The 25,587-nt window shown below is 57.5% G+C and carries 34 protein-coding genes; 21 read left to right on the top strand and 13 right to left on the bottom strand.

Going from position 1 to position 25,587, the window contains the following annotated elements; translation table 11 throughout:
• Window positions 1-25 precede the first annotated feature (25 nt).
• The 6 genes from def (ABWV79_RS21425) to speB all read left to right on the top strand — a co-directional run bounded on the left by def (ABWV79_RS21425) (window position 26) and on the right by speB (window position 3,317).
• Window positions 26-544 carry a peptide deformylase gene (gene def, locus ABWV79_RS21425; RefSeq protein ID WP_353394767.1) on the top strand — a complete coding sequence of 173 codons (519 nt, stop codon included), beginning with the start codon at window positions 26-28 and terminating at the stop codon, window positions 542-544.
• Window positions 541-1,035, top strand: a complete 495-nt coding sequence (def, locus tag ABWV79_RS21430) for a peptide deformylase (RefSeq protein WP_353394769.1) — start codon at window positions 541-543, stop codon at window positions 1,033-1,035. Before def (ABWV79_RS21425) ends, def (ABWV79_RS21430) begins: the two co-directional genes overlap by 4 nt.
• A 2-nt stretch (window positions 1,036-1,037) precedes the next feature.
• Window positions 1,038-1,952, top strand: coding sequence for a methionyl-tRNA formyltransferase (gene fmt, locus ABWV79_RS21435; protein ID WP_353394771.1), 915 nt, complete (start codon window positions 1,038-1,040; stop codon window positions 1,950-1,952).
• 5 nt (window positions 1,953-1,957) lie between these two features.
• Window positions 1,958-2,194 carry a hypothetical protein gene (locus ABWV79_RS21440; RefSeq protein WP_170756075.1) on the top strand — a complete coding sequence of 79 codons (237 nt, stop codon included), beginning with the start codon at window positions 1,958-1,960 and terminating at the stop codon, window positions 2,192-2,194.
• 1 nt (window position 2,195) lies between these two features.
• Window positions 2,196-2,432: a GlsB/YeaQ/YmgE family stress response membrane protein gene (locus ABWV79_RS21445; protein WP_353394774.1), complete on the top strand. Its 237-nt coding sequence runs from the start codon at window positions 2,196-2,198 to the stop codon at window positions 2,430-2,432.
• Window positions 2,433-2,495: 63 nt separating this feature from the next.
• The gene (gene speB, locus ABWV79_RS21450) at window positions 2,496-3,317 is read left to right on the top strand and encodes an agmatinase (protein WP_353394776.1); all 822 of its coding nucleotides are present in this window, start codon (window positions 2,496-2,498) and stop codon (window positions 3,315-3,317) included.
• 2 nt (window positions 3,318-3,319) lie between these two features.
• Here speB and ABWV79_RS21455 read toward each other — a convergent pair whose 3' ends face one another.
• From ABWV79_RS21455 to ABWV79_RS21485, 7 genes are all read right to left on the bottom strand, one after another.
• A complete protein-coding gene (locus ABWV79_RS21455) occupies window positions 3,320-3,922 on the bottom strand; it encodes a COG3904 family protein (protein WP_353394778.1) in 603 nt (200 codons plus the stop codon).
• 15 nt (window positions 3,923-3,937) lie between these two features.
• Window positions 3,938-4,561: a trimeric intracellular cation channel family protein gene (locus ABWV79_RS21460; RefSeq protein WP_170356743.1), complete on the bottom strand. Its 624-nt coding sequence runs from the start codon at window positions 4,559-4,561 to the stop codon at window positions 3,938-3,940.
• Window positions 4,558-5,025 carry a ribonuclease HI gene (gene rnhA / locus ABWV79_RS21465; RefSeq protein ID WP_170356742.1) on the bottom strand — a complete coding sequence of 156 codons (468 nt, stop codon included), beginning with the start codon at window positions 5,023-5,025 and terminating at the stop codon, window positions 4,558-4,560. Before rnhA ends, ABWV79_RS21460 begins: the two co-directional genes overlap by 4 nt.
• Complete coding sequence (locus ABWV79_RS21470; protein WP_353394780.1) at window positions 5,018-5,605, bottom strand: class I SAM-dependent methyltransferase; 588 nt, start codon at window positions 5,603-5,605, stop codon at window positions 5,018-5,020. The genes rnhA and ABWV79_RS21470 overlap by 8 nt, the downstream gene beginning before the upstream one ends.
• Window positions 5,602-6,054 carry a DUF3429 domain-containing protein gene (locus tag ABWV79_RS21475; RefSeq protein ID WP_353394782.1) on the bottom strand — a complete coding sequence of 151 codons (453 nt, stop codon included), beginning with the start codon at window positions 6,052-6,054 and terminating at the stop codon, window positions 5,602-5,604. Before ABWV79_RS21475 ends, ABWV79_RS21470 begins: the two co-directional genes overlap by 4 nt.
• Window positions 6,051-7,001, bottom strand: coding sequence for a 4-hydroxy-3-methylbut-2-enyl diphosphate reductase (gene ispH, locus ABWV79_RS21480; RefSeq protein ID WP_170356739.1), 951 nt, complete (start codon window positions 6,999-7,001; stop codon window positions 6,051-6,053). The genes ABWV79_RS21475 and ispH overlap by 4 nt, the downstream gene beginning before the upstream one ends.
• 184 nt (window positions 7,002-7,185) lie before the next feature.
• Window positions 7,186-7,758 carry a LabA-like NYN domain-containing protein gene (locus ABWV79_RS21485; RefSeq protein ID WP_170356738.1) on the bottom strand — a complete coding sequence of 191 codons (573 nt, stop codon included), beginning with the start codon at window positions 7,756-7,758 and terminating at the stop codon, window positions 7,186-7,188.
• A 139-nt stretch (window positions 7,759-7,897) separates the two neighbouring features.
• On the opposite strand from ABWV79_RS21485, the gene folK reads away from it, so the two are divergent.
• The 13 genes from folK (at window position 7,898) to recO (ending at window position 17,964) form a co-directional block, all read left to right on the top strand.
• A complete protein-coding gene (folK, locus tag ABWV79_RS21490) occupies window positions 7,898-8,467 on the top strand; it encodes a 2-amino-4-hydroxy-6-hydroxymethyldihydropteridine diphosphokinase (RefSeq protein WP_353394786.1) in 570 nt (189 codons plus the stop codon).
• 94 nt (window positions 8,468-8,561) lie between these two features.
• A complete protein-coding gene (rpoZ, locus tag ABWV79_RS21495) occupies window positions 8,562-8,915 on the top strand; it encodes a DNA-directed RNA polymerase subunit omega (protein WP_170356736.1) in 354 nt (117 codons plus the stop codon).
• Window positions 8,916-8,941: 26 nt separating this feature from the next.
• Entirely contained in the window at window positions 8,942-11,074 is a 2,133-nt protein-coding gene (locus ABWV79_RS21500) for a RelA/SpoT family protein (RefSeq protein ID WP_170356735.1), read from the top strand.
• A gap of 16 nt (window positions 11,075-11,090) precedes the next feature.
• Window positions 11,091-11,789 (top strand): DUF2062 domain-containing protein, encoded by a 699-nt coding sequence (locus ABWV79_RS21505; RefSeq protein ID WP_170356734.1) that lies wholly within the window; start codon window positions 11,091-11,093, stop codon window positions 11,787-11,789.
• Entirely contained in the window at window positions 11,782-12,534 is a 753-nt protein-coding gene (locus tag ABWV79_RS21510; protein WP_170356733.1) for a pyridoxine 5'-phosphate synthase, read from the top strand. Before ABWV79_RS21505 ends, ABWV79_RS21510 begins: the two co-directional genes overlap by 8 nt.
• Before the next feature lie 73 nt (window positions 12,535-12,607).
• Window positions 12,608-13,012, top strand: a complete 405-nt coding sequence (locus tag ABWV79_RS21515) for a hypothetical protein (protein WP_353394789.1) — start codon at window positions 12,608-12,610, stop codon at window positions 13,010-13,012.
• On the top strand, window positions 13,009-13,431 hold the full coding sequence (acpS, locus tag ABWV79_RS21520; RefSeq protein ID WP_170356731.1) for a holo-ACP synthase: 423 nt from the start codon (window positions 13,009-13,011) through the stop codon (window positions 13,429-13,431). The genes ABWV79_RS21515 and acpS overlap by 4 nt, the downstream gene beginning before the upstream one ends.
• A gap of 53 nt (window positions 13,432-13,484) precedes the next feature.
• Complete coding sequence (gene lepB, locus ABWV79_RS21525; RefSeq protein ID WP_170356730.1) at window positions 13,485-14,324, top strand: signal peptidase I; 840 nt, start codon at window positions 13,485-13,487, stop codon at window positions 14,322-14,324.
• Complete coding sequence (gene rnc / locus ABWV79_RS21530; RefSeq protein ID WP_353394792.1) at window positions 14,321-15,001, top strand: ribonuclease III; 681 nt, start codon at window positions 14,321-14,323, stop codon at window positions 14,999-15,001. The genes lepB and rnc overlap by 4 nt, the downstream gene beginning before the upstream one ends.
• Before the next feature lie 346 nt (window positions 15,002-15,347).
• A complete protein-coding gene (era, locus tag ABWV79_RS21535; RefSeq protein ID WP_353394795.1) occupies window positions 15,348-16,256 on the top strand; it encodes a GTPase Era in 909 nt (302 codons plus the stop codon).
• A 55-nt stretch (window positions 16,257-16,311) separates the two neighbouring features.
• Entirely contained in the window at window positions 16,312-16,641 is a 330-nt protein-coding gene (locus tag ABWV79_RS21540) for a DUF1491 family protein (protein ID WP_353394798.1), read from the top strand.
• 146 nt (window positions 16,642-16,787) lie between these two features.
• Complete coding sequence (locus tag ABWV79_RS21545; protein ID WP_353394800.1) at window positions 16,788-17,057, top strand: hypothetical protein; 270 nt, start codon at window positions 16,788-16,790, stop codon at window positions 17,055-17,057.
• A gap of 181 nt (window positions 17,058-17,238) precedes the next feature.
• Window positions 17,239-17,964, top strand: a complete 726-nt coding sequence (recO, locus tag ABWV79_RS21550) for a DNA repair protein RecO (RefSeq protein WP_353394801.1) — start codon at window positions 17,239-17,241, stop codon at window positions 17,962-17,964.
• Here recO and ABWV79_RS21555 read toward each other — a convergent pair.
• From ABWV79_RS21555 to ABWV79_RS21565, 3 genes are all read right to left on the bottom strand, one after another.
• A complete protein-coding gene (locus tag ABWV79_RS21555) occupies window positions 17,948-18,340 on the bottom strand; it encodes an META domain-containing protein (RefSeq protein ID WP_353394803.1) in 393 nt (130 codons plus the stop codon). The two genes, recO and ABWV79_RS21555, sit on opposite strands and share 17 nt — an antisense overlap.
• A 40-nt stretch (window positions 18,341-18,380) precedes the next feature.
• The gene (locus ABWV79_RS21560) at window positions 18,381-18,935 is read right to left on the bottom strand and encodes a hypothetical protein (protein ID WP_353394805.1); all 555 of its coding nucleotides are present in this window, start codon (window positions 18,933-18,935) and stop codon (window positions 18,381-18,383) included.
• A 163-nt stretch (window positions 18,936-19,098) separates the two neighbouring features.
• On the bottom strand, window positions 19,099-20,790 hold the full coding sequence (locus ABWV79_RS21565; protein WP_353394807.1) for an acyl-CoA dehydrogenase family protein: 1,692 nt from the start codon (window positions 20,788-20,790) through the stop codon (window positions 19,099-19,101).
• A gap of 144 nt (window positions 20,791-20,934) precedes the next feature.
• Between ABWV79_RS21565 and ABWV79_RS21570 the strand changes: the two genes are divergently transcribed.
• Window positions 20,935-21,699: a sulfite exporter TauE/SafE family protein gene (locus tag ABWV79_RS21570; protein WP_170356723.1), complete on the top strand. Its 765-nt coding sequence runs from the start codon at window positions 20,935-20,937 to the stop codon at window positions 21,697-21,699.
• Here ABWV79_RS21570 and ABWV79_RS21575 read toward each other — a convergent pair.
• The 3 genes from ABWV79_RS21575 to ABWV79_RS21585 all read right to left on the bottom strand — a co-directional run bounded on the left by ABWV79_RS21575 (window position 21,696) and on the right by ABWV79_RS21585 (window position 24,524).
• Entirely contained in the window at window positions 21,696-22,160 is a 465-nt protein-coding gene (locus ABWV79_RS21575; RefSeq protein WP_247742659.1) for a hypothetical protein, read from the bottom strand. The two genes, ABWV79_RS21570 and ABWV79_RS21575, sit on opposite strands and share 4 nt — an antisense overlap.
• A gap of 111 nt (window positions 22,161-22,271) precedes the next feature.
• Entirely contained in the window at window positions 22,272-22,562 is a 291-nt protein-coding gene (locus tag ABWV79_RS21580) for a hypothetical protein (protein WP_170356721.1), read from the bottom strand.
• A gap of 363 nt (window positions 22,563-22,925) precedes the next feature.
• Window positions 22,926-24,524: a phosphoenolpyruvate carboxykinase gene (locus tag ABWV79_RS21585; RefSeq protein ID WP_353394809.1), complete on the bottom strand. Its 1,599-nt coding sequence runs from the start codon at window positions 24,522-24,524 to the stop codon at window positions 22,926-22,928.
• 347 nt (window positions 24,525-24,871) lie between these two features.
• On the opposite strand from ABWV79_RS21585, the gene ABWV79_RS21590 reads away from it, so the two are divergent.
• A complete protein-coding gene (locus ABWV79_RS21590; RefSeq protein ID WP_170356719.1) occupies window positions 24,872-25,576 on the top strand; it encodes a response regulator transcription factor in 705 nt (234 codons plus the stop codon).
• Window positions 25,577-25,587: the final 11 nt, after the last annotated feature.

Here is a 25,587-nt window from a genome sequence, read left to right on the forward strand (position 1 = left end):
GGGCGCGATGGCCTAAATCAACGACATGAAACGCTCAATTCTTATTCACCCCGATCCGCGCTTGAAAAAAGTTTGCGCCCCCGTTGCTGACCTGACGGATGAACTGCGCAAACTGGCTGATGACATGCTGGAGACAATGTACGACGCTCCTGGTATCGGGCTGGCTGCACCGCAGATTGGCATCCTGGATCGGTTGATCGTGTTGGATTGCGTCAAGGAAGAGGGCGAGGCACCGCGCCCCCTGATCATGTTCAACCCCGAGATCGTGGCCTCTTCGGACGAAACAAATGTTTATGAAGAAGGCTGCCTGTCGATTCCCGAACAATATGCCGAAGTCACCCGTCCCAAAGTGGTGGAGGTGGCTTGGATGGATCGTGACGGTAACGCACAGCGAGAAACGTTTGATGACCTTTGGGCGACCTGCGTGCAGCATGAGATCGACCACCTGAACGGTAAGCTGTTCATCGACTATCTCAAGCCGCTGAAACGCCAGATGATCACGCGTAAGATGCAGAAGTTGAAACGCGAAAAGGCCCGCGCATGACCGTTCGCACCTGCCTGCCTTGGCCCGACAAACGCCTGCGGACCAAGGCCGAGGACGTGACCGAGATTACCGATGAAATCCGGGCCATCTGGGACGACATGATCGACACGATGGAGGCGATGCCCGGTGTTGGTCTTGCGGGCCCTCAGATCGGAGTGATGTTGCGGCTGGCCGTGGTGGATGGCTCGACCGAGCGTGGGCGTGCGGTGCGGTTGGCGAACCCGGAAATCCTGCACAGCTCGATTGAACTGAGCGAGCATGATGAAGCCAGCCCGAACCTGCCCGGCGTGTCTGCCAAGGTGAAACGCCCCCGGGCGGTGACGGTGAAATTCCTGAACGAACAGGGCATGATCGATCGTCGTGATTTTGTGGGGATTGACGCCACCAGCGTGCAGCACCAGATCGACCACTTGAACGGTCGGATGTATTTCGACCGTCTCAGCAAGGTCAAACGCGATATTCTGCTGCGCAAAGCCAGAAAGCAGGGGTAGAAATGCGCATCATTTTCATGGGAACGCCCGATTTCTCGGTGCCGGTACTGGACGCGCTGGTCGAAGCCGGGCATGAGATCGCCGCTGTTTACTGCCAACCACCACGCCCAGCAGGGCGGGGTAAGAAAGACCGGCCAACCCCTGTTCATGCACGGGCCGAAGCGCTTGGCTTTGATGTTCGTCACCCGGTGTCATTAAAGTCGATCGAAGAACAAGAAGCCTTCGCAGCGCTGAAAGCGGATGTGGCCGTTGTCGTTGCCTATGGTCTGCTGTTGCCGCAACCTGTTCTGGATGCGCCCAAACAGGGGTGTCTGAATATTCACGCCAGCCTTTTACCGCGCTGGCGCGGGGCCGCGCCGCTGCAGCGCGCAATCATGGCGGGGGACGCTCAGACCGGCGTTTGCATCATGCAAATGGAGGCCGGACTGGATACCGGGCCGGTCCTTTTGCGACGTGCCACCGATATCGGGACACAGGAAACCACGGCGCACCTGCATGACAGACTGTCAGAAATGGGTGCAGCGATGATTGTGGAAACGTTGGACACCTTATCGGACCTGACACCGGAACCTCAGCCCGAGGACGGAGTGACCTACGCGGCAAAGATCGACAAGTCCGAGGCGCGTGTCGACTGGACCCGCCCAGCCGTCGAGGTCGACCGGCAAATCCGGGGCCTGTCCCCCTTTCCCGGCGCCTGGACCGAGATTGGAGGCGAGCGTATCAAGCTGTTGGCCTCTCGGTTGGCAGTGGGGCAGGGGCAGCCGGGTGAGCTGTTGGATGATACCCTCCGCGTTGCCTGTGGCGATGGCGCGATTGACCTATTGCGCTTGCAGCGGGCTGGGAAAGCGGCGCAGGATGCAGCAACTTTCCTAAGGGGTTGGCCAGTCGCAGCTGGGACCAATTTAACGTCGGGGTAAAGTAGATGTTCATGGTCTTGATGGGTACGGTGGTTATCGCTGGCATTGTAGGGTATCTGTCTGAGAAGACGGGATTTACCCACAATGGGTATCTGCCCTCAATCATCATTTGTGTGGGCGGAGCGTTCCTGTTTTACTTTGTCCGGATCATGTTCGGCATTAGCTTTGGCCCACCTGGCTTTGATGCCGTGCTGTCCTCGATTGGTGCGCTCATCATCGTTCCGACTCATTGGAGGAAATAACGTGCCCGTCATCGCCCTGATCATCATTGGAGCTGCAGCCGGGTTTCTGGCGACCCGCCTGATGCGGATCGAGGCGGATATACCCACAACCATGCTGATCGGCATTGTCGGCGCATTGGTGGGCGGGTTTATCCTGCGCGCGTTGATTGCCGTGGCGGGCTGGCTGTCGGGTTTTGTTGGCGCGGTTCTGGGCGCTTTGTTGGTGATCTGGGTCTGGCAGAGATATCTGCGTCGCTGACCCCTTGACCTTTCGGGTCGAACCCGGCCAGATCGCCAGGAATTTCTATCCGAAAGGCGCCCCATGTCGCATGACTTGAACCCCGGTGACGTTGCCCTGATGGGCGTTCCGCTGGACCTGCATTCCTCGTTCCTGCAGGGGCCTGCCTTTGCGCCGGGCCGCATTCGTGAGGCACTGCATTCCGGAGCTGCCAACCTGACTGCCGAAGACGGCACCGATCTGGGCGCGACCGACCGGTTTAAGGATACCGGCGATCTGGACGTGTTCGAGATGATTGGACAGGAACCCATCGACCGGATCGAGGCCGGGGCCGCCGAGCGTATCGCAACCGGCGCGCGGCTGTTGTCGCTGGGGGGCGACCACTCGGTCGCGTATCCGCTAATTAAGGCGCACTCAGAGCGGTATGAGGGATTGAACATCCTGCATGTCGACTCGCACCCTGACCTTTACGACAGTCAGCAGGTCGGCCCGCTGGGTCACGGTTGCCCCTTCGCGCGGGTGATGGAGACGTGCCAGATCAAGCGTCTGGTGCAGGTCGGTATCCGCACCATGAACAAGCATCAGCAGGAACAGGCCGACAAGTTCGGCGTCGAGGTCATCGACATGCAAAGCTGGAGCCCGGATCTTGAGATAAGCTTTGACGGCCCTGTTTACCTTTCGCTGGATCTGGACGCGCTGGACCCGGCCTTTGCGCCGGGTGTTTCGCATCACGAGCCCGGCGGGCTGAGCACGCGTGAGGTGATAAACCTAATCCACCGTTTCAAGGGCCAGTTGGTTGGCGCGGATATCGTCGAGCTGAACCCTCACCGCGATCCCTATGGCATCACCGCGATGGTGGCGGCGAAATTCGTCAAGGAAATCGGCGGGCGTCTGTTGTCGCGCTGACCCTACCGCGCGTCACATTGGGCGGCTGATCCCAGACGGGGTGCGCCACCCGTGGTCATGTCGAACCGGTCAGCCTCTGCCGCGTTCATCCAATGCATCCCTTCGGACGGGGCCGCGTCCAACGTGTACCAGTAGAACGCCTCATCCACGCCGATATCTTCGAAATAGTCCAGATATCGGTCATGTTCCGGGTCGTCCTTGGGGATTTCGGTGGCGACGATGTTCCAGCCGCCCCAACTGTGGACGCCGACGCAGGCTCCGGGCTCTAGCACGCGGCGCTTCCCTGCCAGAAACAGGTCGGTTCCGCCCGAAGCGATCAGCCCGTCTGAGGGCACAATCGTATCGAACCCCTGCTCGTGGACCACGCGGGAAAAAACCACATTCGCGTCGTCATCCATCGAGCCTTCAATATAGCTTAGCACCAGTGTTTTTGCGTCGGGGTTTCGCTGGATTACCTCAAGAAACGCATCCAGCGTCGTATGGTCGATAGTACCTGTGGCCACGATTTGATCTCCCTGCGCGGCAAACTGCATGGGGTCATATTGTTGACCGCAGCCAGCGAGGGCGGCGAGTCCGGCGATGACGGTACAAAATGCAGGTTTCATGCGTAGAGGCCCTATTCAAACACGCGGTGGGCGGCTTTTGTAGACAGGCAGTTTCCAACCAAACAGCAATGACCCCGCCCTCAAGGCCCAGCAGACCAGCGCACAAGACGCCAGAACGGCCAGATCGTCCAGCCCAAGGCGGCTGGCGGCAACGGCGGTCAGCGCCCCCGCAAAGGCGCACGAGACGTAAAGTTCGCCCTGTTTCAGCACCAGAGGCACTTCGTTGCAGACCACATCGCGCATCAACCCGCCCAGACATCCGGTGCTGATCCCCATCAGCACGACCACCACGCCCGATTGCCCCAGCGACAAAGCGGTGGCCGATCCGGCTGCGACGGCGATTGACAGCGCAAAACTGTCCAGCCAGATCAGCCAGTTATAGCGGCTTTCCACCAGATGTGCGGTGAAGAAGACCAATACGGCGGCGGCCACTGCGATCAGGATGTAATCCGGTTGTCCGACCCAGAAAACCGGGTCGCGGTTTAGCAGCAGATCGCGGACAGTGCCGCCACCCACGGCGGTCAGGCTGGCGATAAAGGCAAAACCCACCAGATCCAACTGCGCCCGGCTGGCCACCAGCGCCCCCGTCAGCGCAAAAACCAGAACCGAGGCATAGTCGAGCAGCGCCAGCCAGCTCATGCCTGTGTCTTTTTTGGCTTGAACGGTGCCATACCGGCGCGGGCCAGTTCATCAGCCTTTTCGTTTTCAGGATGGCCCGCGTGGCCTTTGACCCATTCCCAGGTCACGTCATGACGAGTTTGTGCCTCGTCCAGCCTCTGCCACAGATCTACATTCTTGACAGGCTTCTTATTCGAGGTTTTCCAACCGTTCCGCTTCCACCCGAAAATCCACCCCGTGACGCCGTTTTTCACATAGGCGCTGTCTGTCACAACGGTGATCTTCGAGGCCCGGTCCAACGTTTCGAGCGCGCTGATCGCAGCCAGCAGCTCCATCCGGTTGTTTGTGGTCTCGGCCTCGCCGCCGTTAAGTTCCCGCTCTTTCAGGACATTGTCGCCATCCATCGCGCGCAAAAGCACCCCCCAGCCGCCGGGGCCCGGATTGCCGGAACATGCGCCGTCGGTATAGGCAAACAGTTCAGGCATGGGCCAACACCAGAATGAAACCGTCATACGAGCCCGCAAGGCCCGCACCCACGCCCGTGGTGATCCAGTCGATGGTGAATCCGGTCTGGGACAGCGCTTCTTCGATTTCAGTCTGCGAGAAATAGGTGTAACGGCGGTCCAGATCGTCGCGATGTTCACCAGTCCCGAGTTTTAACCCCAGAAAAAAGACTCCTTCGGGTTTCAGCGCCTTGTGGATGGCTGACAGGTGTCGGGGGAAATCGGCGCGAGGGGCATGTAACAGCGAGAAACTTGCGTAGACTCCATCATACTCGGCCTCTTCGGTCACGTCGTCGAACGTCCCCAGATGAGCGTCCACACCGTTTTCACGCGCGTGTTCGACAAAAGCGGGTGTGGCGTCGATGGCGCGGACGCGCAGACCTTGCCGTTGCAGAAAGGCGCTGTCCGATCCCGGGCCGGCCCCGAGATCCAGTACGTGTCCGCCTTCCGCGACCGCTTCTGCAAAGGCCATGCGGGCTTCGATCTGTTCAGGGGGTAGGGGAACACTGAGGTAATCAGCGACGCGCGAGGAATAGGCGTCAATCGTTCTTTTGTCGGTCACAAGTATACTCCAACGGCAAGGCAGACCAGAACGGCGGCTGTCAGCAACATGCGCAGACGCATCCACCAAGCCGGCGTCAGTCGCCAGTATGAGAACACAGCGTCCAGCAAAAGTAACCCGGCAAAGCCCCACATCAGGTTGGTACCTGCCGCGAGGGGTCCACCGCCCGTTTTGAAAAAGGCCCAAAGCGCGGGGAGAACGGACAACAGATAGCAGGTCGCAGCCTTACTGCCCGATGTCTTCGTCGCAAACCCCCACAAAACGCCAGACATAAAGCTGAGGATGATCGAGCCGTAGAACAGCTGAACGTAAGGCCCCACGAAACGGGGGCCCAGCGCCTGTGTGCCCCAGGCATGCATATCATCGATCAAGTAAGTCAGCGCCCCCCAGACGAAGGGGATCAACCCGGCCAGCCCCAGAACCAAAGGGGCGCGTGGAATTCCGTTCATGCCGGTTCGCGCAAAACGCGCGGGACTTTGAATTCGACGTTTTCAACCGCTGTTTCGACCAATTCGACTTTTACATCAAAATGATCTCGGAATGCGTCGATCACTTCATTCACCAAGACCTCGGGAGCAGACGCACCAGCGGTGATCGCGACCGAGGAAATCCCTTCCAAGGCGCGCCAGTCGATATCTGTCGAACGTTGTACCAGTTGCGCATAGTTACACCCGGCGCGTGCGGCAACTTCGACCAGACGACGTGAATTGGACGAATTGGGTGCCCCCACAACCAACAGCGCATCGGATTTGGGGGCCACAGCTTTGACAGCTTCCTGCCTGTTCGTGGTCGCGTAGCAAATGTCTTCTTTATGTGGGCTGACAATGGCGGGAAACCGCGCCTGTAGCGCTGCGATGATGTCCTTGGTGTCATCAACGGACAGGGTCGTTTGCGTTACAAAGGCCAGCTTGTCGGGATCACGCACGGCCACGGTGGCGACGTCTTCGACGGTTTCGACCAGTAGGACCTCACCCTCGGGCAGTTGCCCCATGGTGCCGACAGTTTCGGGGTGTCCTTTGTGACCGATCATGATCATCTGCAACCCGGCTTCGGCATGGCGCTGCGCTTCGACATGGACTTTGGACACCAGCGGACAGGTCGCGTCGACATAGATCATCTCGCGTTGGGCAGCCGCTGCAGGTACCGATTTAGGAACGCCATGGGCCGAAAAAATTACCGGCCGGTCATCGGGGCATTCATCCAGTTCTTCGACGAACACCGCACCTTTTTCACGCAGGCCGTCCACCACGAATTTGTTGTGCACGATCTCATGGCGCACATAGACCGGAGCGCCCCATTTCTGTAGCGCCATTTCCACAATCTTAATCGCCCGGTCTACACCGGCGCAGAACCCACGCGGTGCTGCCAGATACAGCGTCAGGGATGGCTTTGTCATGTCACGTTCTCCTTAAGGCCACAGGTAGGTCTTTTCCTCGCCATGGTCCAGACAGGACAGTGTCATTCATCTGACATGAATCAGTGCTATCAAACAGATGTTTCATCACCTGTTTCTAGTTTAAGACGCGCGGTCAGGGCATCAACCCTGACTGCGTTCTTTATCTTTTGGTGTTTGGCGCGTGTTACTGACCGCTTGCAGCCACGCTGCGCGGTTCCATCGGAATGTCACGCGGAGGGCGGCCGATCACATCGCGCAGGTCTTCAAGCTCGATGAAGTTGTCGGCCTGGCGGCGCAACTCATCCGAGATCATCGGAGGCTGGCTGCGAATAGTCGACACAACTGAAACGCGCACGCCCTGACGTTGCAGACTCGCTATCAGCGGGCGGAAGTCCCCATCGCCCGAAAACAGCACGATGTGATCAACGCGCGGTGCCAGTTCCATGGCATCGACGGTCAGTTCGATATCCATGTTTCCTTTGACTTTCCGACGCCCCATGCTGTCGGTGTATTCTTTCGCCGGTTTTGTCACCATGGTGAAGCCGTTGTAATGCAGCCAGTCTACCAGGGGGCGGATGGGCGAATACTCGTCATTTTCCAAAAGCGCTGTGTAGTAAAAAGCACGAAGCATCTTCCCACGGCGCATGAATTCCTGACGCAGCAGTTTGTAGTCGATGTCAAATCCAAGTGCTTTCGCGGCCGCATAAAGATTCGAGCCGTCGATGAACAGCGCTAGCCGTTCGTCTTTATAAAACATAAATAGGTCCTTCCGGTATCTACCAGAACGCCGGGTGTTACGTGAGTGAGCTAGGAAATTGGCGGCGTGCTGATACGCCTATAATTAGGGCATTTAATGTGTATCGCAAGTATGCAATTCGCCGAATATAGGGAATAGTATGTGCAAATTTACGTCAGAATCGGTCATTGCATTGGGCGCAAATCTCAATTTGAGAGGCTGCGGACCCAAGGTGACACTAGAACAGGCGATTGACGCAATTTCACGTCAGGGCTTGGTGATTCGCGCCGTCAGCCGATTCTACGAGACCCCCTGTTTTCCAGCGAGTGCTGGACCGGATTACGTGAACGCGGCTGTTTTGGTCGAAACGGACAAGTCAGCTGCAGACTTGTTGCAACTGCTGCATGAGGTCGAACACGAATTCGGGCGCGAACGAATACAGCGCTGGGGGATGCGGACGTTGGATCTGGATCTGGTATGTTTCGGCGACCAAGTGCTTCCGGATACATCAACCTATAACCAATGGCGGACGCTGCCGTCGCAGGAACAGATGCAGCAGGCGCCGGACCAGTTGATCCTGCCGCATCCGCGTCTTCAGGATCGCGCCTTCGTGCTGGTGCCAATGGCTGATGTCGCCCCGGATTGGTACCATCCCGTGCTGGGTCTGACGGTCCGGGAAATGGTGGCAGCCCTGCCTGTCGATGATATTGCCGCCGTCACCCCTTTGTGATCGGTGCATTTGCGGCATTTCCTGCTTGTCAAGGCAGGGATTCGCCCTTAGATAAACCTCTTCCTGACATGGATTCAGTAACGGAGAGCGCCCAATGGCCCGCGTGACGGTAGAAGACTGCGTAGACAAGGTACAAAACCGGTTTGAGCTGGTGATGCTTGCCGCCCATCGTGCGCGTGAGATTTCCGCAGGTGCTGCGATCACTGTGGACCGCGACAATGACAAAAACCCGGTTGTGTCGCTGCGCGAAATCGCCGACGAAACCCAAAGCGCTGATGAACTGCGCGAACGCCTGATCGAGGCCAACCAGACCCAGATCGAGGTTGATGAGCCCGAAGAGGATCAGATGGCGCTGTTGATGGGTGCGGAATCCGACAAGCCTGCAGATGATGACATGTCCGAAGAGAAGCTGCTGCGCGCTCTTATGGAGGCTCAAGGCCAGGGGTAATCCCCAAAAACGAAGGTGCGGACCGGATGATTTCTGCTGAAGACCTGATTGCGCTGGTCCGCAACTACAACCCCAAGACAAATGCTGACCGCATCGCCCGTGCCTATGAGTTCGGAAGCCAGATGCATGAGGGTCAGTTCCGCCACTCTGGCGAACCCTATTTCACCCATCCTGTCGCCGTTGCCGCCATCCTGACCGAACAGCGCCTGGATGATGCCACGATCATTACCGCACTGCTGCATGACACGATCGAGGATACCAAGGCCAATTACGGCAAGGTGTCCGAGCTGTTCGGGGATGAAGTGGCCAAGCTGGTCGATGGCGTCACCAAGCTGACCAACCTGCAGCTGTCCAGCAGGGAAACCAAACAGGCCGAGAACTTCCGCAAGCTGTTCATGGCCATGTCCAAAGATTTGCGGGTCATTCTGGTCAAGCTGGCAGACCGTTTGCACAACATGCGCACGATCAAGGCGATGCGCCCCGAAAAACAGGTTCAAAAAGCGCGCGAGACGATGGATATCTACGCGCCACTTGCGGGCCGTATGGGGATGCAATGGATGCGCGAAGAGCTGGAGGATCTGGCCTTCCGCGTGCTGAACCCCGAAGGTCGGCAGTCGATCATCCGGCGGTTTATCACTCTGCAACGGGAAACCGGCGATGTGATTCATCGGATCACTGGTGATATGCGCCTTGAATTGGACAAGGCTGGGATCGAAGCCGAGGTGTTCGGCCGAGCCAAAAAACCCTATTCGATCTGGCGCAAGATGCAGGAAAAGGATCAGGGCTTTTCGCGTCTGTCCGATATTTATGGCTTCCGCATTATCACTCAGACAGAGGAAGACTGCTATAGGACCCTTGGCGCGATCCACCAACGCTGGCGCGCGGTGCCGGGACGGTTCAAGGACTATATCAGCCAGCCAAAATCGAACGGATACCGTTCGATTCACACCACCGTGTCGGGGCGGGATGGCAAACGGGTCGAAGTTCAGATCCGAACTCGCCAGATGCACGACGTGGCCGAAACGGGTGTGGCGGCGCACTGGTCGTACCGCGACGGGGTGCGGTCCGAAAACCCGTTCGCCGTCGATCCGGCCAAGTGGATCGCCAACCTGACCGAGCAATTTGACAGCGAGGATGATCACGAGGATTTCCTCGAAGCCGTCAAGCTTGAGATGTATTCCGACCAGGTGTTCTGCTTCACGCCCAAGGGCGATGTGGTGAAACTGCCGCGTGGGGCGACACCGATTGACTTTGCCTATGCGATCCACACGCGGATTGGCCATGCCTGTGTCGGGGCCAAGGTGGACGGTATCCGAGTGCCGCTGTGGACCCGGATCAAGAACGGTCAGTCGGTCGATGTAATCACGGCCGACGGGCAGACCCCGCAGGTCACATGGCTTGAGATTGCGGTCACTGGCAAAGCCCGCACTGCCATCCGGCGCGCCTTGCGTGAAGTCGACCGCGAGCGTTTCATCAAATTGGGCAAGGAACTGGCGCGCTCGGGGTTCGAACATGTGGGCCGAAAGGCGACGGACAAGGCGCTGGACACGGCCGCCAAGCATTTGCGTCTGAAGGACCGACACGAATTGTTGGCTCGTTTGGGCAGTGCCGAACTGACGGCCCATGACGTGGTCAGCGCCGTTTATCCAGAGCTTACGCAGGATGAAGGGGACGCGATCCCCCTGCGCCGCGCTGTGATTGGTCTTGAGCCGGGTCAGAAATTCGACCGGGCGCCATGTTGTCAGCCCCTGCCGGGAGAGCGGATTGTCGGCATCACCTATCGTGGCAAAGGGGTGGTGGTGCATGCCATCGATTGTGACCGCCTGACCGAGTTTGAAGGCGAACCCGAGCGTTGGGTGGACTTGCATTGGCACACTGGCACCCATCCGGCGGTCTATGGCGCGACGCTGGATCTGACCATTGGCAATGATGCGGGCGTACTGGGGCGTATTTGCACATTGATCGGTGAGAAAAAGGCCAATATCTCGAACCTTGAATTCGTCGACCGGAAACCGGATTTTTACCGTCTTCTGATCAATGTCGAACTGCGCGACCTTGAACAGCTTCATTCTTTGATGCTGATGCTTGAGGCAGAAAGCGATGTTGCTGCGGTCGAACGCTACAGAGACAGGACCAAGACCGCCGTGGCGGCTGGCTGAGAAGGGGTGATCAGGAGTGGTTTTCAAGCGCCGAGATCGACGCTCGCCTGTCCAGATCGCATCTGAATTCGTCTACCCCCGTGGCGGATGGACCCGCGCGTTCCACTATGTCAAACACCGCGTCCGCCGGTTGCCGGACTCCCCTGAACGCATCGCACGCGGTATCGGGGCAGGGGTGTTCGCAGCGTTTACTCCGTTCTACGGGTTGCATTTCGTCGTGGCTGCGTTGGCGGCGCGTTTGATCAACGGCAATATTCTGGCTGCGCTGAGCGGAACGTTTTTCGGAAACCCGCTAACTTACGTTCCGATTGGTGTCATCTGCCTTCAGGCCGGTCATTTCATTTTGGGAACCGAGTTTCAGGAGGGCGACACCCATGGCCTTATGGGTAAGTTTGCCGACGCGCTGGGCGACCTCAAGGATAACTTCATTGCCATTTTCACTGATCGCATGGCTGATTGGTCCGGGTTGCGGATATTCTATGACGAGGTGTTCTTTCCCTACCTGATAGGGGGCATTTTGCCCGGTTTGCTGGCCGGGGCGATCTGCCACTATCTGAGCCTGCCTTTGATCCGAACCTACCAGCAGCGGCGTCGAGCCAAGATCAAAGCGAAATTTGACGAAATCCGCCGTTTGGCAGAATCCAAGCCTGCCGTTTCAGTTTCAAAACCACTAGGCTCGAGCCAGAATTCGGCAAAGGAATCAAGCGATGTCTGACAATCCCCTGCGTTTGGGCGTGAATATCGACCACGTGGCCACCGTGCGCAATGCGCGTGGCGGGGCGTACCCTGACCCTCTGCGCGCCGCCAAACTGGCCGAAGAGGCCGGGGCTGATGGCATTACAGCCCATCTGCGCGAAGATCGCCGTCATATATCGGACGCAGATATCGACGGGTTGATGGAGGTTCTGTCGGTCCCGTTGAACTTTGAAATGGCCGCGACGCCCGAGATGCAGCAGATCGCCCTGCGGCACAAACCGCATGCGGTTTGCATCGTTCCCGAAAAGCGCGAGGAACGGACGACCGAAGGCGGTTTGGAAGTCGCGCGCGAAGAAAACAAGCTGGCCCATTTTATCGCCCCCCTGCGCGACGTGGGTTGCCGCGTGTCCATTTTCATCGCTGCCGACCAGCGCCAGATCGAAGCCGCGCATCGCATCGGTGCCGAGGTGATCGAACTGCATACCGGTGCTTATTGCGACGCCGTCTCCGAGGGCCACACAGACGTAGCCAACCAAGAGCTGGACAGCCTGCGTGAGATGTCCGCGTTTGCCCATTCGCTTGGGCTGGAAGTCCACGCGGGCCATGGTCTGACCTATGACACCGTGCAACCCGTCGCGGCTTTCCCTGAGGTGCGCGAGTTGAACATCGGTCATTTCTTGATCGGTGAGGCTATCTTTCGCGGCCTGACCCCGGCGATTGCCGAGATGCGACGGCTGATGGATGAGGCGCGGGCAGTCGTCTGATCGCAAAGGTAACGCTATGGATTCGAACAATTTGTGGCGCTACAGCGTCTTGCTTGTCCAAGTCCGGTTTTTAATGCCGATCGCTATTGTCGTTCTGTGGCATGTGACCGGGCTCAATTTAGCAAATGTGGAGATACCCTTCCTGTCTGCGATCGCCGCAGCGATGATAACGGGATGCGGCATAGCGCGGTCGATGGGCCGAATGCCGCACTTGCGCGAGGTGCTGGTCTTTGCGGTTGCGGGGACCGTGATATTCATGATCGTGAACGCTGCGGCCTATCTGATTTTGGCGATCAGCATTATCGGACCGGTCGATACGTCGCTTCTGATGTATTGGCACAGAGGTGGCTATATGGGCGGCCTTATGCTGTATCTGGCGATTTTTGCTTTCTTCGCCAACAGCGTTCTATTCTATCTGCCGACCAAAATGGAACTCAGGGCGATTGCCAGACGGCGTAGCAAAGAAAGCGCGATATGATCCTAGGCATCGGCACAGACCTCGCGAATATCGAGCGTATTCAGGGTACGCTCGACCGGTTCGGTGACCGGTTCCGCAACCGCGTTTTCACCGACACCGAACAGCGCAAGGCCGAACGTCGCCATGACACGGCTGGCACCTATGCCAAGCGCTGGGCCGCGAAAGAGGCGTGCTCTAAGGCTTTGGGCACCGGCCTGCGCATGGGCATCGCGTGGAAGGACATGGCCGTCACCAACCTGAACACCGGCCAGCCGGTCATGCACGTCACCGGCTGGGCCGCCGAGCGCCTGCGCGAGATGACCCCCGAAGGCCATGAGGCGATCATCCACGTCACCTTGACCGACGACCACCCTTGGGCGCAGGCTTTCGTGGTGATTGAAGCGCGCGCCATCACGAACGCAGCAGCCAGCCTTGACTAACCTCTCTGCGCCCCGCATGTAGCACCCCAACAAACCAAGGACCGGAGAGCAGTATGGCCGAGGACGTCAAAACCGGAAATCCCGTGTGGGAGACGATTAAAACCATCGTCTACGCATTGCTGATCGCAGGCGTTTTCCGGACACTGTTTTTTCAACCCTTCTGGATTCCGTCGGGCTCGATGAAACAGACCCTGCTGATCGGAGATTTCCTGTTCGTGAACAAGATGGCCTATGGTTATTCCTATGCCTCGTGCCCTAGTCTGATAATTCCCAGTGTTGGCCTGAATATCGATGCCGAGGATGTTTGCGGCTGGATGTCGGGTGACGATAACTCGCGCCTTTGGGCCGGCGATCCTGAACGCGGGGATGTCATCGTCTTCCGTCACCCTGTTACAGGGCGTGACTTCATCAAACGCCTGATTGGGTTGCCCGGTGACCGTATCCAGATCCGCGAAGGCCAGATCATCCTGAACGGTACGCCTGTTCCACAGCAACCGGATGGTGTTTTCACCGAAACCGCTTTGCCACAGGGGCCGCAAGGTCTTCGTCCGCGATGTGAAAACGGCCCGGTCGGGATTGGGGCGATTTGCGAAAAGTCCCGGACGATCGAAACGTTGCCAAACGGCGTCTCTTACGACGTACTCAATATCGGCAACCAGGGATCCGACAACACCGGGATCTACACTGTTCCCGAAGGTCACTATTTCTTCATGGGCGACAACCGTGACAATTCCAGCGACAGCCGTCTGCCGCAATCTGCGGGTGGCGTGGGCTATGTGCCTTACGAAAACCTGATTGGTCGCGCAGATCGGATCATGTTCTCTTCCGCTGGCCGGTCGATGCTGTTCTTCTGGACCTGGCGGAGTGACCGGTTCTTCAAGGCGGTCAAGTGAAGCTTTCGGCTGAGATAAAGTCTTTTCAGCATCGGTTGGGCTACACGTTTTCCAACCCTGAGCTGCTTGTTCGCGCGCTGACTCATGGCTCAGTCTCGTCCTCAACCCGTCCGGATAATCAGCGGTTAGAGTTTTTGGGCGACCGTGTATTGGGGTTGGTTATGGCTACGGCCCTGCTAGAGGCCGACAAAAAGGCAACTGAGGGTCAACTCGCTCCGCGATTCAATGCGTTGGTCCGAAAAGAAGCCTGCGCCGATGTCGCGCGACAGATCGACCTCGGTGCGGTTCTGAAACTGGGCCGATCTGAGATGCTGTCGGGTGGCCGTCGAAAACAGGCACTTCTGGGCGACGCGATGGAGGCGGTCATCGCCGCAATCTACCGCGATGCCGGGTTCGAAGCGGCACGAGACGTGATCATTGCTTTGTGGGGCGATCGCATCCATTCGGTCGAAGCGGATGCGCGCGATGCCAAAACGTCTCTTCAGGAATGGGCGCAGGCACGCGGCCAGAAACCCCCGTCTTACGTCGAGGTCAAACGCAGCGGACCCGATCACGCCCCGGTATTCACGATCGCCGCGCGTTTGCAGGACGGTACAGAGGCGCAAGCCACTGCCGGATCAAAGCGCCAGGCGGAACAGGCCGCAGCCAAATCGCTACTCGATCAGTTAACGAAATAGCATATCCCTTTGGCGAGGAGGCTGGCTCCCTCTGGATTGGATTGGCGCAAACAATTCGAAATTGAAACGACCTGATACCACCCGACCTGACAGCCGATTATCCAGTGATAAAACGCCTCATTCCTAAAGGCCGCGACGCCTCTTTTGGCAAGCATCGGAAACTCTAGCCAGATCAGGTCTGCCAACGTCGACAACCAATCCAGATGAGCCCACTTTCTTATCCACAGCTGCTCTGACGGTGTTTTCTTTCCAAGAGAAGTGCAAACCCGCTATGAGACAAAACCCTCTGGCCCGTGAAGTCTTTCTGCTATAGGGGTGCGCACTTGCAAACAGGATCGCAGTACACATGACCACACGCGCCGGATTTATCGCCCTGATCGGAGAGCCCAACGCGGGCAAATCCACCCTTCTAAACCGCATGGTAGGGGCCAAAGTCTCGATCGTGACGCATAAGGTGCAGACCACGCGTGCGCGCATTCGCGGCGTCGCGATGGAGGGCGAGGCCCAGTTGGTTTTTGTTGACACGCCGGGCCTTTTCAAGCCACGCCGCAGGCTGGACCGCGCCATGGTCGCTGCCGCCTGGGGGGGCGCAGCTGATGCAGATGTCGTGGTCTTAATGGTCGAAGCTCATCGCGGTATCACCGAAGGGGTTGAACGCATTCTGGAAGGTTTGGACGAGATCGGGCAAGGCCGCACCGTCGCCCTGGCCATCAACAAGATCGACAAAGTACCATCCGAGAAACTGCTGGCCCTGACCAGCGACCTGAACGCACGCTATCCGTTTGCTGAAACCTTCATGATCTCAGCCGAAAAAGGCCACGGAGTTGAAGACCTGCGCAAATGGCTGGCGGGCGAGCTGCCCAAAGGGCCTTGGCTCTACCCAGAGGATCAAATTGCTGATCTGCCCCTGCGCATGATCGCCGCCGAAATGACGCGCGAGAAACTGACCCTGCGCCTGCATCAGGAACTGCCCTATCAGCTGACCGTCGAGACCGAGAACTGGGAAGAGCGCAAGGACGGATCCGCCAAAATCGATCAGGTCATCTATGTTATGCGCGACGGCCACAAGGGTATCGTTCTGGGCAAACGTGGCGAGACGATCAAGGCGGTTAGCCAAGCTGCGCGCGCCGAGCTGGAAGAGTTTCTTGACCGCAAAATTCACCTGTTCCTTCAGGTCAAAGTGCGTCCAAATTGGCTTGAGGAATCTGAGCGTTACTCGGAAATGGGTCTGGACTTCAAAGACGGCAACGCATGAGCGGGACGAAGAAATCTCGTCGAAAATTGTTGGCGCCTTTGCTAAGGAGCGCGCAATGACCCGGCTGACGGCGGAATTTTGGGTTCACGCCTACTTGGCCCGCCTGCGGTTTCAAGAAATTCCTGCCTTTGTGGTTGCCCACGGTGATGACACGGCCGGTGCGGTGCTGATCAAACTTAATACTCTGGATGGGCAGGCCGTAGCGTTCCAGCGCAGTTTTGATCTGATGAGTGGGGAGCGCAAATGGGTCGAACTATCCGCTGGTCCCGAGGCCGACGTGGATGTGGCGATTACAAAACAACGCAGTTTTGATCCAGACCTTTGGGTGGTCGAGGTCGAAGATCGACAGGGGCGGCATTTGTTGGGAGAAGACGGGTTAGAGTAATTGCCCGCCTCACTTAAAAGCTGAAAAGACCGCAACTTCTGTCCGGTATTTCTGTACGACCCGATTTTAGAATTTCACGTTTTATTGATCCGACGCGCCGCGCCCCCCGTAGTTACAGCACATGTCTACCAAAAAGGGAGGAAATTATGAAGATTTTAACAATCACGGCAGCCGCGGCTGTCGCACTGGGTTCTGTTGCAATGGCCGATCCGGGCAAGAGCAAGGGAAAAGGAAATAACGATCAGGCTCAGGCAATGTCAGGCGCACTGCAAGGGAACCGTGGATTTGCGAGTGTCGCCGCAGATGTAAGCGGCAAAAACGCAGCGGGCAAAGGTCTGTCGGGTTGGGGTAACGCCGGTAGTTCTTTGGATGACGGAAACAGCGTCAGTGGCAGAATCACAAGCGACGACGATTGATGAAATGGGGCGTCGGCTTAAGCTGGCGCCCCTGCTTTAGACGACTGATCAGAAAAGCCTTTATCAACCACCGATGAATAGTGCTTTTGCCGACGAAGTCGGTGCTCATTATTAACAAACAACTTGTGTTGGGCGTTATCTTTGGATTTTCTACCTACATTCTGAGACAAACGGCGGCAATGTGGACTGGCGCGATCACGGTATACTTCTGACCACACGCCGACATGGTGAGACAGCGGCGATCATCGAGGTCTTCACCGAAATCCACGGACGCCATGCCGGGGTTGTGCGCGGTGGGGCAAGTCGGAAAACTGCGCCGATCCTGCAGCCGGGTGCGCAGCTGGACGTGCTTTGGCGCGCGCGGCTCGAAGAGCATATAGGCACGTTTCAGGTAGAACCCCTGCGTTCTCGTGCAGCGGCGGCGTTTTCGGGGCGGCTGGCACTGGCGGGCTTAAACGCGGTCGTGGCACTTTTGGCCTTCTGCCTGCCCGAACGTGAACCCCACCCGGTCATCTACAAACAAACCGAACAGTTGATGGACCTGCTGGGGCAGGATGATGTATGGCCCCTGGCCTACTTGCGATGGGAATTGGCCATGCTTGAAGAGTTGGGGTTTGGTCTTGATCTGACCGCTTGTGCAGTTACCGGGGCGGTCGAAGATCTGATCTATGTCTCTCCGAAATCGGGCCGCGCGGTTAGTGAGAAAGGGGCGGGGGAATGGGCGGATAAGCTTTTGCCACTGCCCCCATGTCTGCGCGGCGAGGGGGCCGCGCCGGATCCCGAGATTGCCGAGGCACTACGCACCACCGGGTATTTTCTAGAGCACCGGGTCGCACCGTCCCTCGGTCATCGCCCGCTGCCCGAAGCGCGGGCTCGGTTTGTCGAGCAGTTTACTCGGCGGCTTTGAACACCATTTCGTGGCCGTCCTCGTTCCGCAGGATCAAAACGTCTCCGGCCACTTCGGACTGTGTCATGGCGATCAGAGCGGCGAAATAGTATCCTTCGGCTTCCAACCCCGCGCAGGCTGCGCGGGTGGCAGTCAATTCAGTCACTTCAAACCAGGGATATGGGGCGCTTAGGGTGCCGCTGTAGCTGTTGCACGGGGCGTTACCCGCAATCTTCCCGTCTTCCGTAAAACGTAACAAAGCACTGGCTTCATATGGCTGACCGTCGATCTCTTGCAGCGCCCATGTTCTATCCGCCGCACCATAGGCGGCGACGGTTTCATCCCTGTCGCATTGAAACAGTGCCATGAAGGGCAGCATCAGGGTTAGTCGTATCATTTGATCACGTTAGTCCAAATCACCCTAAATCCGAACAGGGTTAATAGGGGTTCTGACCGCTTACCAACTCGGCCCGTACTTCGCTGCGAGGGCGCCAATTGTATCGTGTATCCTCGCGCGTCGGGGCCCAGGTCAGTGCGCCGCTGTTGCGCCATGGATCAAGAATAAGCCCATCATACATCGAATCCCCCTTGGCGCTGATCAGCGCAGAATGGTGGATAATGCGAAATGCCGTGGGGGGCGAAGTCGCCCAATGCAGATCCAAAGTCTCAAAATTCTCTTGCCGAAGCCGGGCAGTCATGGCTTCGGCCCAATCGTTGCACAGTCCCTTCTCGCGCAGGCCATTGACGACCTTGGCGTTGTGAATGATGGCTGGATCGGTCACGTTCCATTCCTGCGCCAAACGGCTTGAGTATGTGTACGCGATTTCAGCGGCTTGCTGCGCTTCGACAGGGTCGACGTTGGGCCCGAGGTCGCGGATAGCCAGCGCCAGTTCGTCAATGTCGTTCTGGCCAGCGGCTGGGTATTGCTTGGCGCAGCCTCCTAGCGCCATAGCCACTATTACTGCGAGGCAGGCCAGAATAGATCGCATCATGTCGTGTAATTTCCTGTTCACTGTCCCGGCTGATGTAACCGTATTCAAGGCATCGTGGTAGTGAGAAATTCCGGGCGTTGGCGAAACTGGGCCTATGTCATTAGCAAAAAAAGACCCGGCGCGCGCGCCGGGTCAAGTTGGGGAAACAGGGCTACCTTTCAGATCAACCCAGCAAACGCCGAGCGATGACTTGTGCCTGAATTTCGGCAGCCCCTTCGAAAATGTTCAGGATGCGCGCATCACACAGAACGCGGCTGATCTTGTATTCTAGCGCAAACCCGTTGCCGCCGTGAATCTGCAGGCCATTATCCGCAGCAGCCCACGCAACCCGTGCACCCAGCAGCTTGGCCATGCCGGCCTCAAGATCGCAGCGATGTCCGTTGTCCTTTTCCCACGCGCTGAAATAGGTCAGCTGGCGCGCAATCATAATCTCGACCGCCATCATCGCCAGCTTGCCCGAGACGCGGGGGAAGTTGATCAGCGACTTGCCGAACTGCTTGCGATCCTGCGCGTATTGCATGGCGATATCCAGCGCGCTTTGCGCCACGCCGATGGCGCGGGCAGCGGTCTGAATGCGGGCAGATTCGAAGGTCTCCATCAGCTGTTTAAAGCCTTTGCCTTCTTCGCCGCCCAGCAAGTTCTCACCTTTGACCTTAAAGCCGTCAAAGCCCAGCTCGTATTCCTTCATGCCGCGATAGCCCAGAACCTCGATCTCGCCGCCGGTCATGCCGGGCGTGGGGAAGGGGGCCTCGTCCGTGCCGGGAGTTTTCTCGGCCAGGAACATCGACAACCCGCGGTGGTCAGAGCTGTCGGGGTTGGTGCGGGCCAGCAGGGTCATCACATGGGTGCGGGCCGCGTGTGTGATCCAGGTCTTGTTGCCGGTGATCTCATAATCGCCTTCGGCATTCTTGACTGCGCGGGTGCGCAGGCTGCCAAGGTCGGACCCGGTGTTGGGCTCGGTGAACACGGCGGTGGGCAGAATCTCAGCGCTCGCGAGTTTTGGCAGCCAGTTGGCCTTTTGCTCGTCCGTGCCGCCGGCGATGATCAGCTCGGCCGCGATCTCGGACCGGGTGCCCAACGAACCCACGCCAATATAGCCGCGCGACAGTTCCTCGGACACCACACACATCGAGGCTTTGGACAGGCCGAACCCGCCGAATTCTTCGGGAATGGTCAGGCCAAAGACGCCCATCTCAGCCAGTTCCCCGATGATTTCCATCGGGATCAGCTCATCTTTCAGGTGCCACTCATGGGCGTGCGGTTCGACCTTTTCGACCGCATAACGGCGGAACTGGTCGCGGATCATTTCCAGTTCTTCGTCCAAACCGGATGCGCCAAACATTGTGGCACCGGCCTGATCTTCCATCAATTCTACAAGGCGGCTGCGGGCGGCTTGTGTATTGCCGCCTTGGGTCAGAGTCATCACCTCAGGGATCATCAATGCGCGCATATCATCTTGGCTGAGGCCAAGATCCTGCAGGCGAACGATTTCACCCTGATTCATTTGGATGCCGCCATAGACCTGCCACAGATATTCGCCGAACGCGATTTGATGCAGCAGCTGTTCGATTTCACCAAACTTGCCATCACGATCCAACGTCTCGGCCCAACGCTGCATCTGTTGCAGCGACTGACTGTAGGTGGCCAGCCACGCGAGGCCATGAGCGGCCGTTTGGTTGGCTTCGATCAACGCACCGGACACGCGACCCTCGACAGTCACCATCTCGCGCACAGAGTCACGCGCGCAGTCGAACACAGCTTCGACTGCCGGGACTGCGGCGCGGGTCAGTGTCAGAAGGTCGGGCAAAATCGCGGATGCTGTCATCTGGGTCATATCCTGTCCGTCATGGGCCATGAATCAAGTCCTTTTCTGGGTCGATTGGTCATACCATGCTGCACGTGCAGCGCAACAAAAATACGAATTACGTTGCGAAATAGTTCAAAAATTTCTTGCGCAGTTTTGCGATGCAGAATTTTTCAGGAGTGATATCACAGGCGCATGACCCTATTCTCCGTTGTGTCACCGTCGGATATTCTGTTTGCCCTTGCCGTCGCTTTTGCCGCGGGTTGGGTCAAAGGGATGGTCGGTTTTGCCATGCCCATGGTGCTTGTCTCTGGACTTAGTGTTTTCCTGTCGCCGCAACTGGCGCTGGCGGGATTGATCCTGCCTACGTTGGTCACAAATGGCGTGCAGGCATTGCGCGAAGGGGGTCCGGCCGCGATCGACGCCATACGGCAGTTTCGCGTTTTTCTGTTGGTTGGCCTCGTGTTTTTGTTAGCTGGGGCACAACTGGTCCGCTTCGTGCCCGAGACGGTGTTTCTGTTGATGATCGGCATTCCGGTCTCGGTCTTTGCGGTGATTCAGATCGCCGGGTGGAAACTGACCCTCGAAAAGACCTCGACCCGAGTTGAGGCTGCGATTGGAGCCGTAGCCGGTTTCGTAGGGGGTATGTCGGGGATCTGGGGGCCTCCGACGGTCGCATACCTGACAGCGTTGAATACACCCAAGGATGTGCAAATGCGCGTACAAGGCGTAATCTACGGGCTTGGGGCGGGCGCATTGGTTATTGCGCATCTGGGCTCTGGTATTTTGCGGGCCGAGACAGCACCGTTCTCGGCAATTCTGATCCTGCCCGCACTGCTTGGGATGTGGGTCGGACTTCGCCTGCAGGCGCGCATCGACCAGACGCGGTTTCGGAAACTGACTTTGATGGTGCTATTGATCGCAGGATTGAACCTTCTGCGTAAAGCGGTGATGGGTTAACTGCGGCTATCTGCAAAGCGGAAGGCGAAATACAAACCCAGCATCAGGAAGAACAGACCTGAAATATCGCCGATCAAATAGGCAATGTATTCGACGCGTGCGCTGCCAAAAGCCATATTTGTCAAACCTGCCACAAGGAATGAGGTGATCACACCGACACCCATGACACAGACCCAGCACGGTTTGCGATCAGCCCTTGGAAACAGATCCCATCCGGCCCATTTGAGCAAATAGAAGACTGCCGGTACTGTCAGAACGGCGATTGCAATAGCGGCAAGACGGCTGGGCAGGAAAACGTCGCTGCCCCCCAGCGCCGCAAAGACGATGAAAACGCCGGGAAGAAGGGCAAAAATGGCTCGCCAGCCCAATAGCCATGCAGACAATACCCGAACCCCATGGGGCAGGAACAGAAGGCTGGCCCGGCTTGGGTATTCTGGAAAAAACATGTTCTGAAGGGGCATCAGAACCTCGAATGTAAGGAACGATGCCACGACATATGCCAACGAGGCAAAAAACGTTTCAGAAGCCCATTTGCGCACGACAATCAGCCATTGTCGTAGCTGTTGGGCGCGTCACCTGGGAGCATGAACGACGTACCGCCCCCGGTTTGCGCTGCCGCTTTGCGAAAGGTATCCCTTTTGCACCAGGGACTTGAGTGCACGGAAAAATGTCGGGCGCGATACGCTTTGAACCAGTGTATGTTCGATCAAACCAAAGGTGCGAACTTCCTGATCGTTTTTCGACAATTCCTCAGCCGCGTAGTAGATATCGCGCTCAACCGGAGAGAGTTGTTCCAGGCCCAGCGTCCGCTCCATGCTTTGCATCAATTTACGCAGTTCGGTGAGTTTCGAGATTTCTGTCATATCGTTACCTGCCTTATTCCGTGTCTTACGCCCCTTTACGGTGACGAACTGAGGTATGCCGTTTTACGAGTTACCCGGCAAATCTCATATTGACACTCATCCCCTTCAGAATACACTAGCTATCTGATTAGGCTGCTTAAATCGCGTTTGTGAGTGTGCGCTTGAGCATCCCATAGGTCTTTTCACTTCTCACCCGACGCGAGAGCGTCGGGTTTTGTCATATTTCTGACATGCCGAGATACCTCAGATCGACACTTCGAGCAACGCAATTGCATTCACATTTTGCAATATACAACTTATGCGCGATCACGATGTGGTGAGACTCTTTAAAGAAAAGGGGGCGATTTCGCCCCCTTTTTTCGACTAACCGATTGCTACGGCTTTGATGTCTTCGTCGATGAACGGAAGGTACTGTTCAAAGTTCTCGGCGAACATCTGCACCAGTTTTTCAGCCTGCTTGTCGAAGGCCGCCTGATCATCCCAGGTGCGGCGCGGGTCCAAAAGGACTTCGGCCACGCCGGGCACCGAAACCGGTACGTCAAAGCCGAAATTGGCATCTTTGCGGAACTCGGCATCCCGCAGCGATCCGTCCAGCGCAGCTGTCAGCAGTGCACGGGTCGCGCGGATCGGCATCCGGCTGCCCACACCATAGGCGCCACCGGTCCAGCCGGTGTTGACCAGCCAGCAGGTTGCGCCGTGCTGGGCGATCTTGTCGCGCAACAGGTTGCCGTACTCTTCCGGGCGACGCGGCATGAACGGCGCGCCAAAGCAGGTCGAGAAGGTGGGCTGAGGTTCGGTAATACCGCGCTCGGTCCCGGCAACCTTGGAGGTGAAGCCCGACAGGAAGTGATACATCGCCTGCGCCGGGGTTAGCCGCGCGATCGGAGGCAGCACGCCGAACGCATCACAGGTCAGCATGATGATGTTCTTGGGGTGGCCACCCAGTGCGCTGCTGGACGCGTTCGAGATATACTCCAACGGATAGGCGCAGCGCATGTTTGCGGTCAGGGAGTCGTCCTCGAAATCCAGTTCCTTGGTTTCGGGATCGAACACCATGTTTTCTATCACAGTTCCAAATTTGGTGGTGGTCGCGTAGATTTCCGGCTCGGCCTCGGCGTTCAGGTTGATCGTCTTGGCATAACAGCCACCTTCGAAGTTAAAGGTGCCGCGATCGGACCAGCCATGCTCATCATCGCCGATCAAAGTGCGGGCCGGGTCAGCGGACAGGGTTGTCTTGCCAGTGCCGGACAGGCCAAAGAAGACGGCGGTGTCGACCGGGTTACCAACCGCATGGTTGGCCGAACAGTGCATCGGCATCACGCCTTTTTCCGGCAGCATGTAGTTCAGCAGAGTAAAGACAGATTTCTTGTTCTCGCCTGCATATTCTGTGCCGCCGATCAGGATCATCTTGCGATCGAAGTTCATCGCGATCACCGTCTCAGACCGGCAGCCGTGCTTGGCCGGGTCGGCCTGGAAGCTGGGGCAGTTGATGACGGTGAAATCGGCGATGAACTCGTTCAGATCTTCACGATCCGGGCGTCGCAGCAGGTGACGGATGAACAGATTGTGCCAAGCTAGTTCGGTAACCATGCGCACGTTGATCGAATAGGCCGGGTCGGCTCCGCCAACCAGATCCTGCACGAAATAGTCGCGGCCTTTCATGTGGGCCAGCATGTCCTGATACAGCGCGTCAAAGCCCTCGGGGCTCATCTCGGCGTTGTTTTCCCACCAGATATGGTCTGCAACGCTGTCAGTGCGCACGACGTGTTTGTCCTTGGGCGAGCGGCCGGTGAACTTGCCGGTGGTAACCAAAAAGGCTCCGCCATTGCCCAGAGTGCCTTCGCCGCGCTTCAGCGCCTCTTCGATCAGCGCCGGTTCCATGAAGTTGTAATAGACATTTCCCAGACCCTCGATGCCCTGATCCTCGAGGCGGAATTGCGGGTTAACCCGTCCAGATGCCATGTGTGTCTTCTCCGTGTGGCGGCGCGTTGGCGGTTGGGCCGGATGCGCCATTGGGCAATTAGCCGGGAAAAACCGGCGGATGGCCGCGTCTTACCACGGTCATTCGGGACATGAACAGGAGGGTTTGACGCAGTTAGCGCAACCAAGCCCAAGTTTAGCGCCATCACAAATTTCCTGTCGGAAATCAAAGCGCCTTTCCGGCAACATTAACGGCTTTTTTGCTGCATCTATGTGACAACAATCGCACGATTCGCAGTTACGGATTGATTCGCGGCCTTAAAAACGCCAGAAATGCCATACTAATAAGCGATAAATTGCATGAGTGAGCAGGAATAGGGGTTAACCCGATGTCAAAGATTGCATTGGTGGATGACGACAGAAACATTCTGACGTCCGTATCCATGACTCTCGAAGCCGAAGGTTTTGAGGTTGAAACATATAATGACGGGCAGGCCGCGCTAGACGCCTTCAACAAGAAACTGCCTGACATGGCTGTGCTGGATATCAAGATGCCGCGTATGGACGGCATGGATCTGTTGCAGCGCCTGCGGCAGAAGACCCAGATGCCAGTGATTTTCCTGACCTCGAAAGATGACGAGATTGACGAGGTTCTTGGCCTTCGTATGGGCGCGGATGACTATGTGAAGAAGCCTTTCTCGCAGCGTTTGCTGGTCGAGCGTATCCGGGCATTGCTGCGCCGACAGGAAGCCACTTCAGGTGACGCGACTGTCGCCAATACTGGCGACGCTAAGGTTATGGAACGCGGAGAACTGCGGATGGATCCTCTGCGCCATGCGGTCAGCTGGAAGGGAGAAGACGTGTCCCTGACAGTGACCGAGTTCCTGTTGCTGCAGGCGTTGGCACAGCGACCAGGCTTTGTCAAAAGCCGCGATCAACTGATGGACGTGGCCTATGACGATCAGGTCTATGTTGACGATCGGACCATTGACAGCCACATCAAGCGTCTGCGCAAGAAAATGCGCGCCGCTGATTCAGAGTTTTCGGCCATCGAAACGCTCTATGGCATTGGTTACCGGTACAACGAAGAATAAGAACGCCAATC

The sequence above is a fragment of the Ruegeria sp. HU-ET01832 genome (assembly GCF_040371315.1).
GTDB classification, from domain to species: Bacteria; Pseudomonadota; Alphaproteobacteria; order Rhodobacterales; family Rhodobacteraceae; genus Ruegeria; species Ruegeria lacuscaerulensis_A.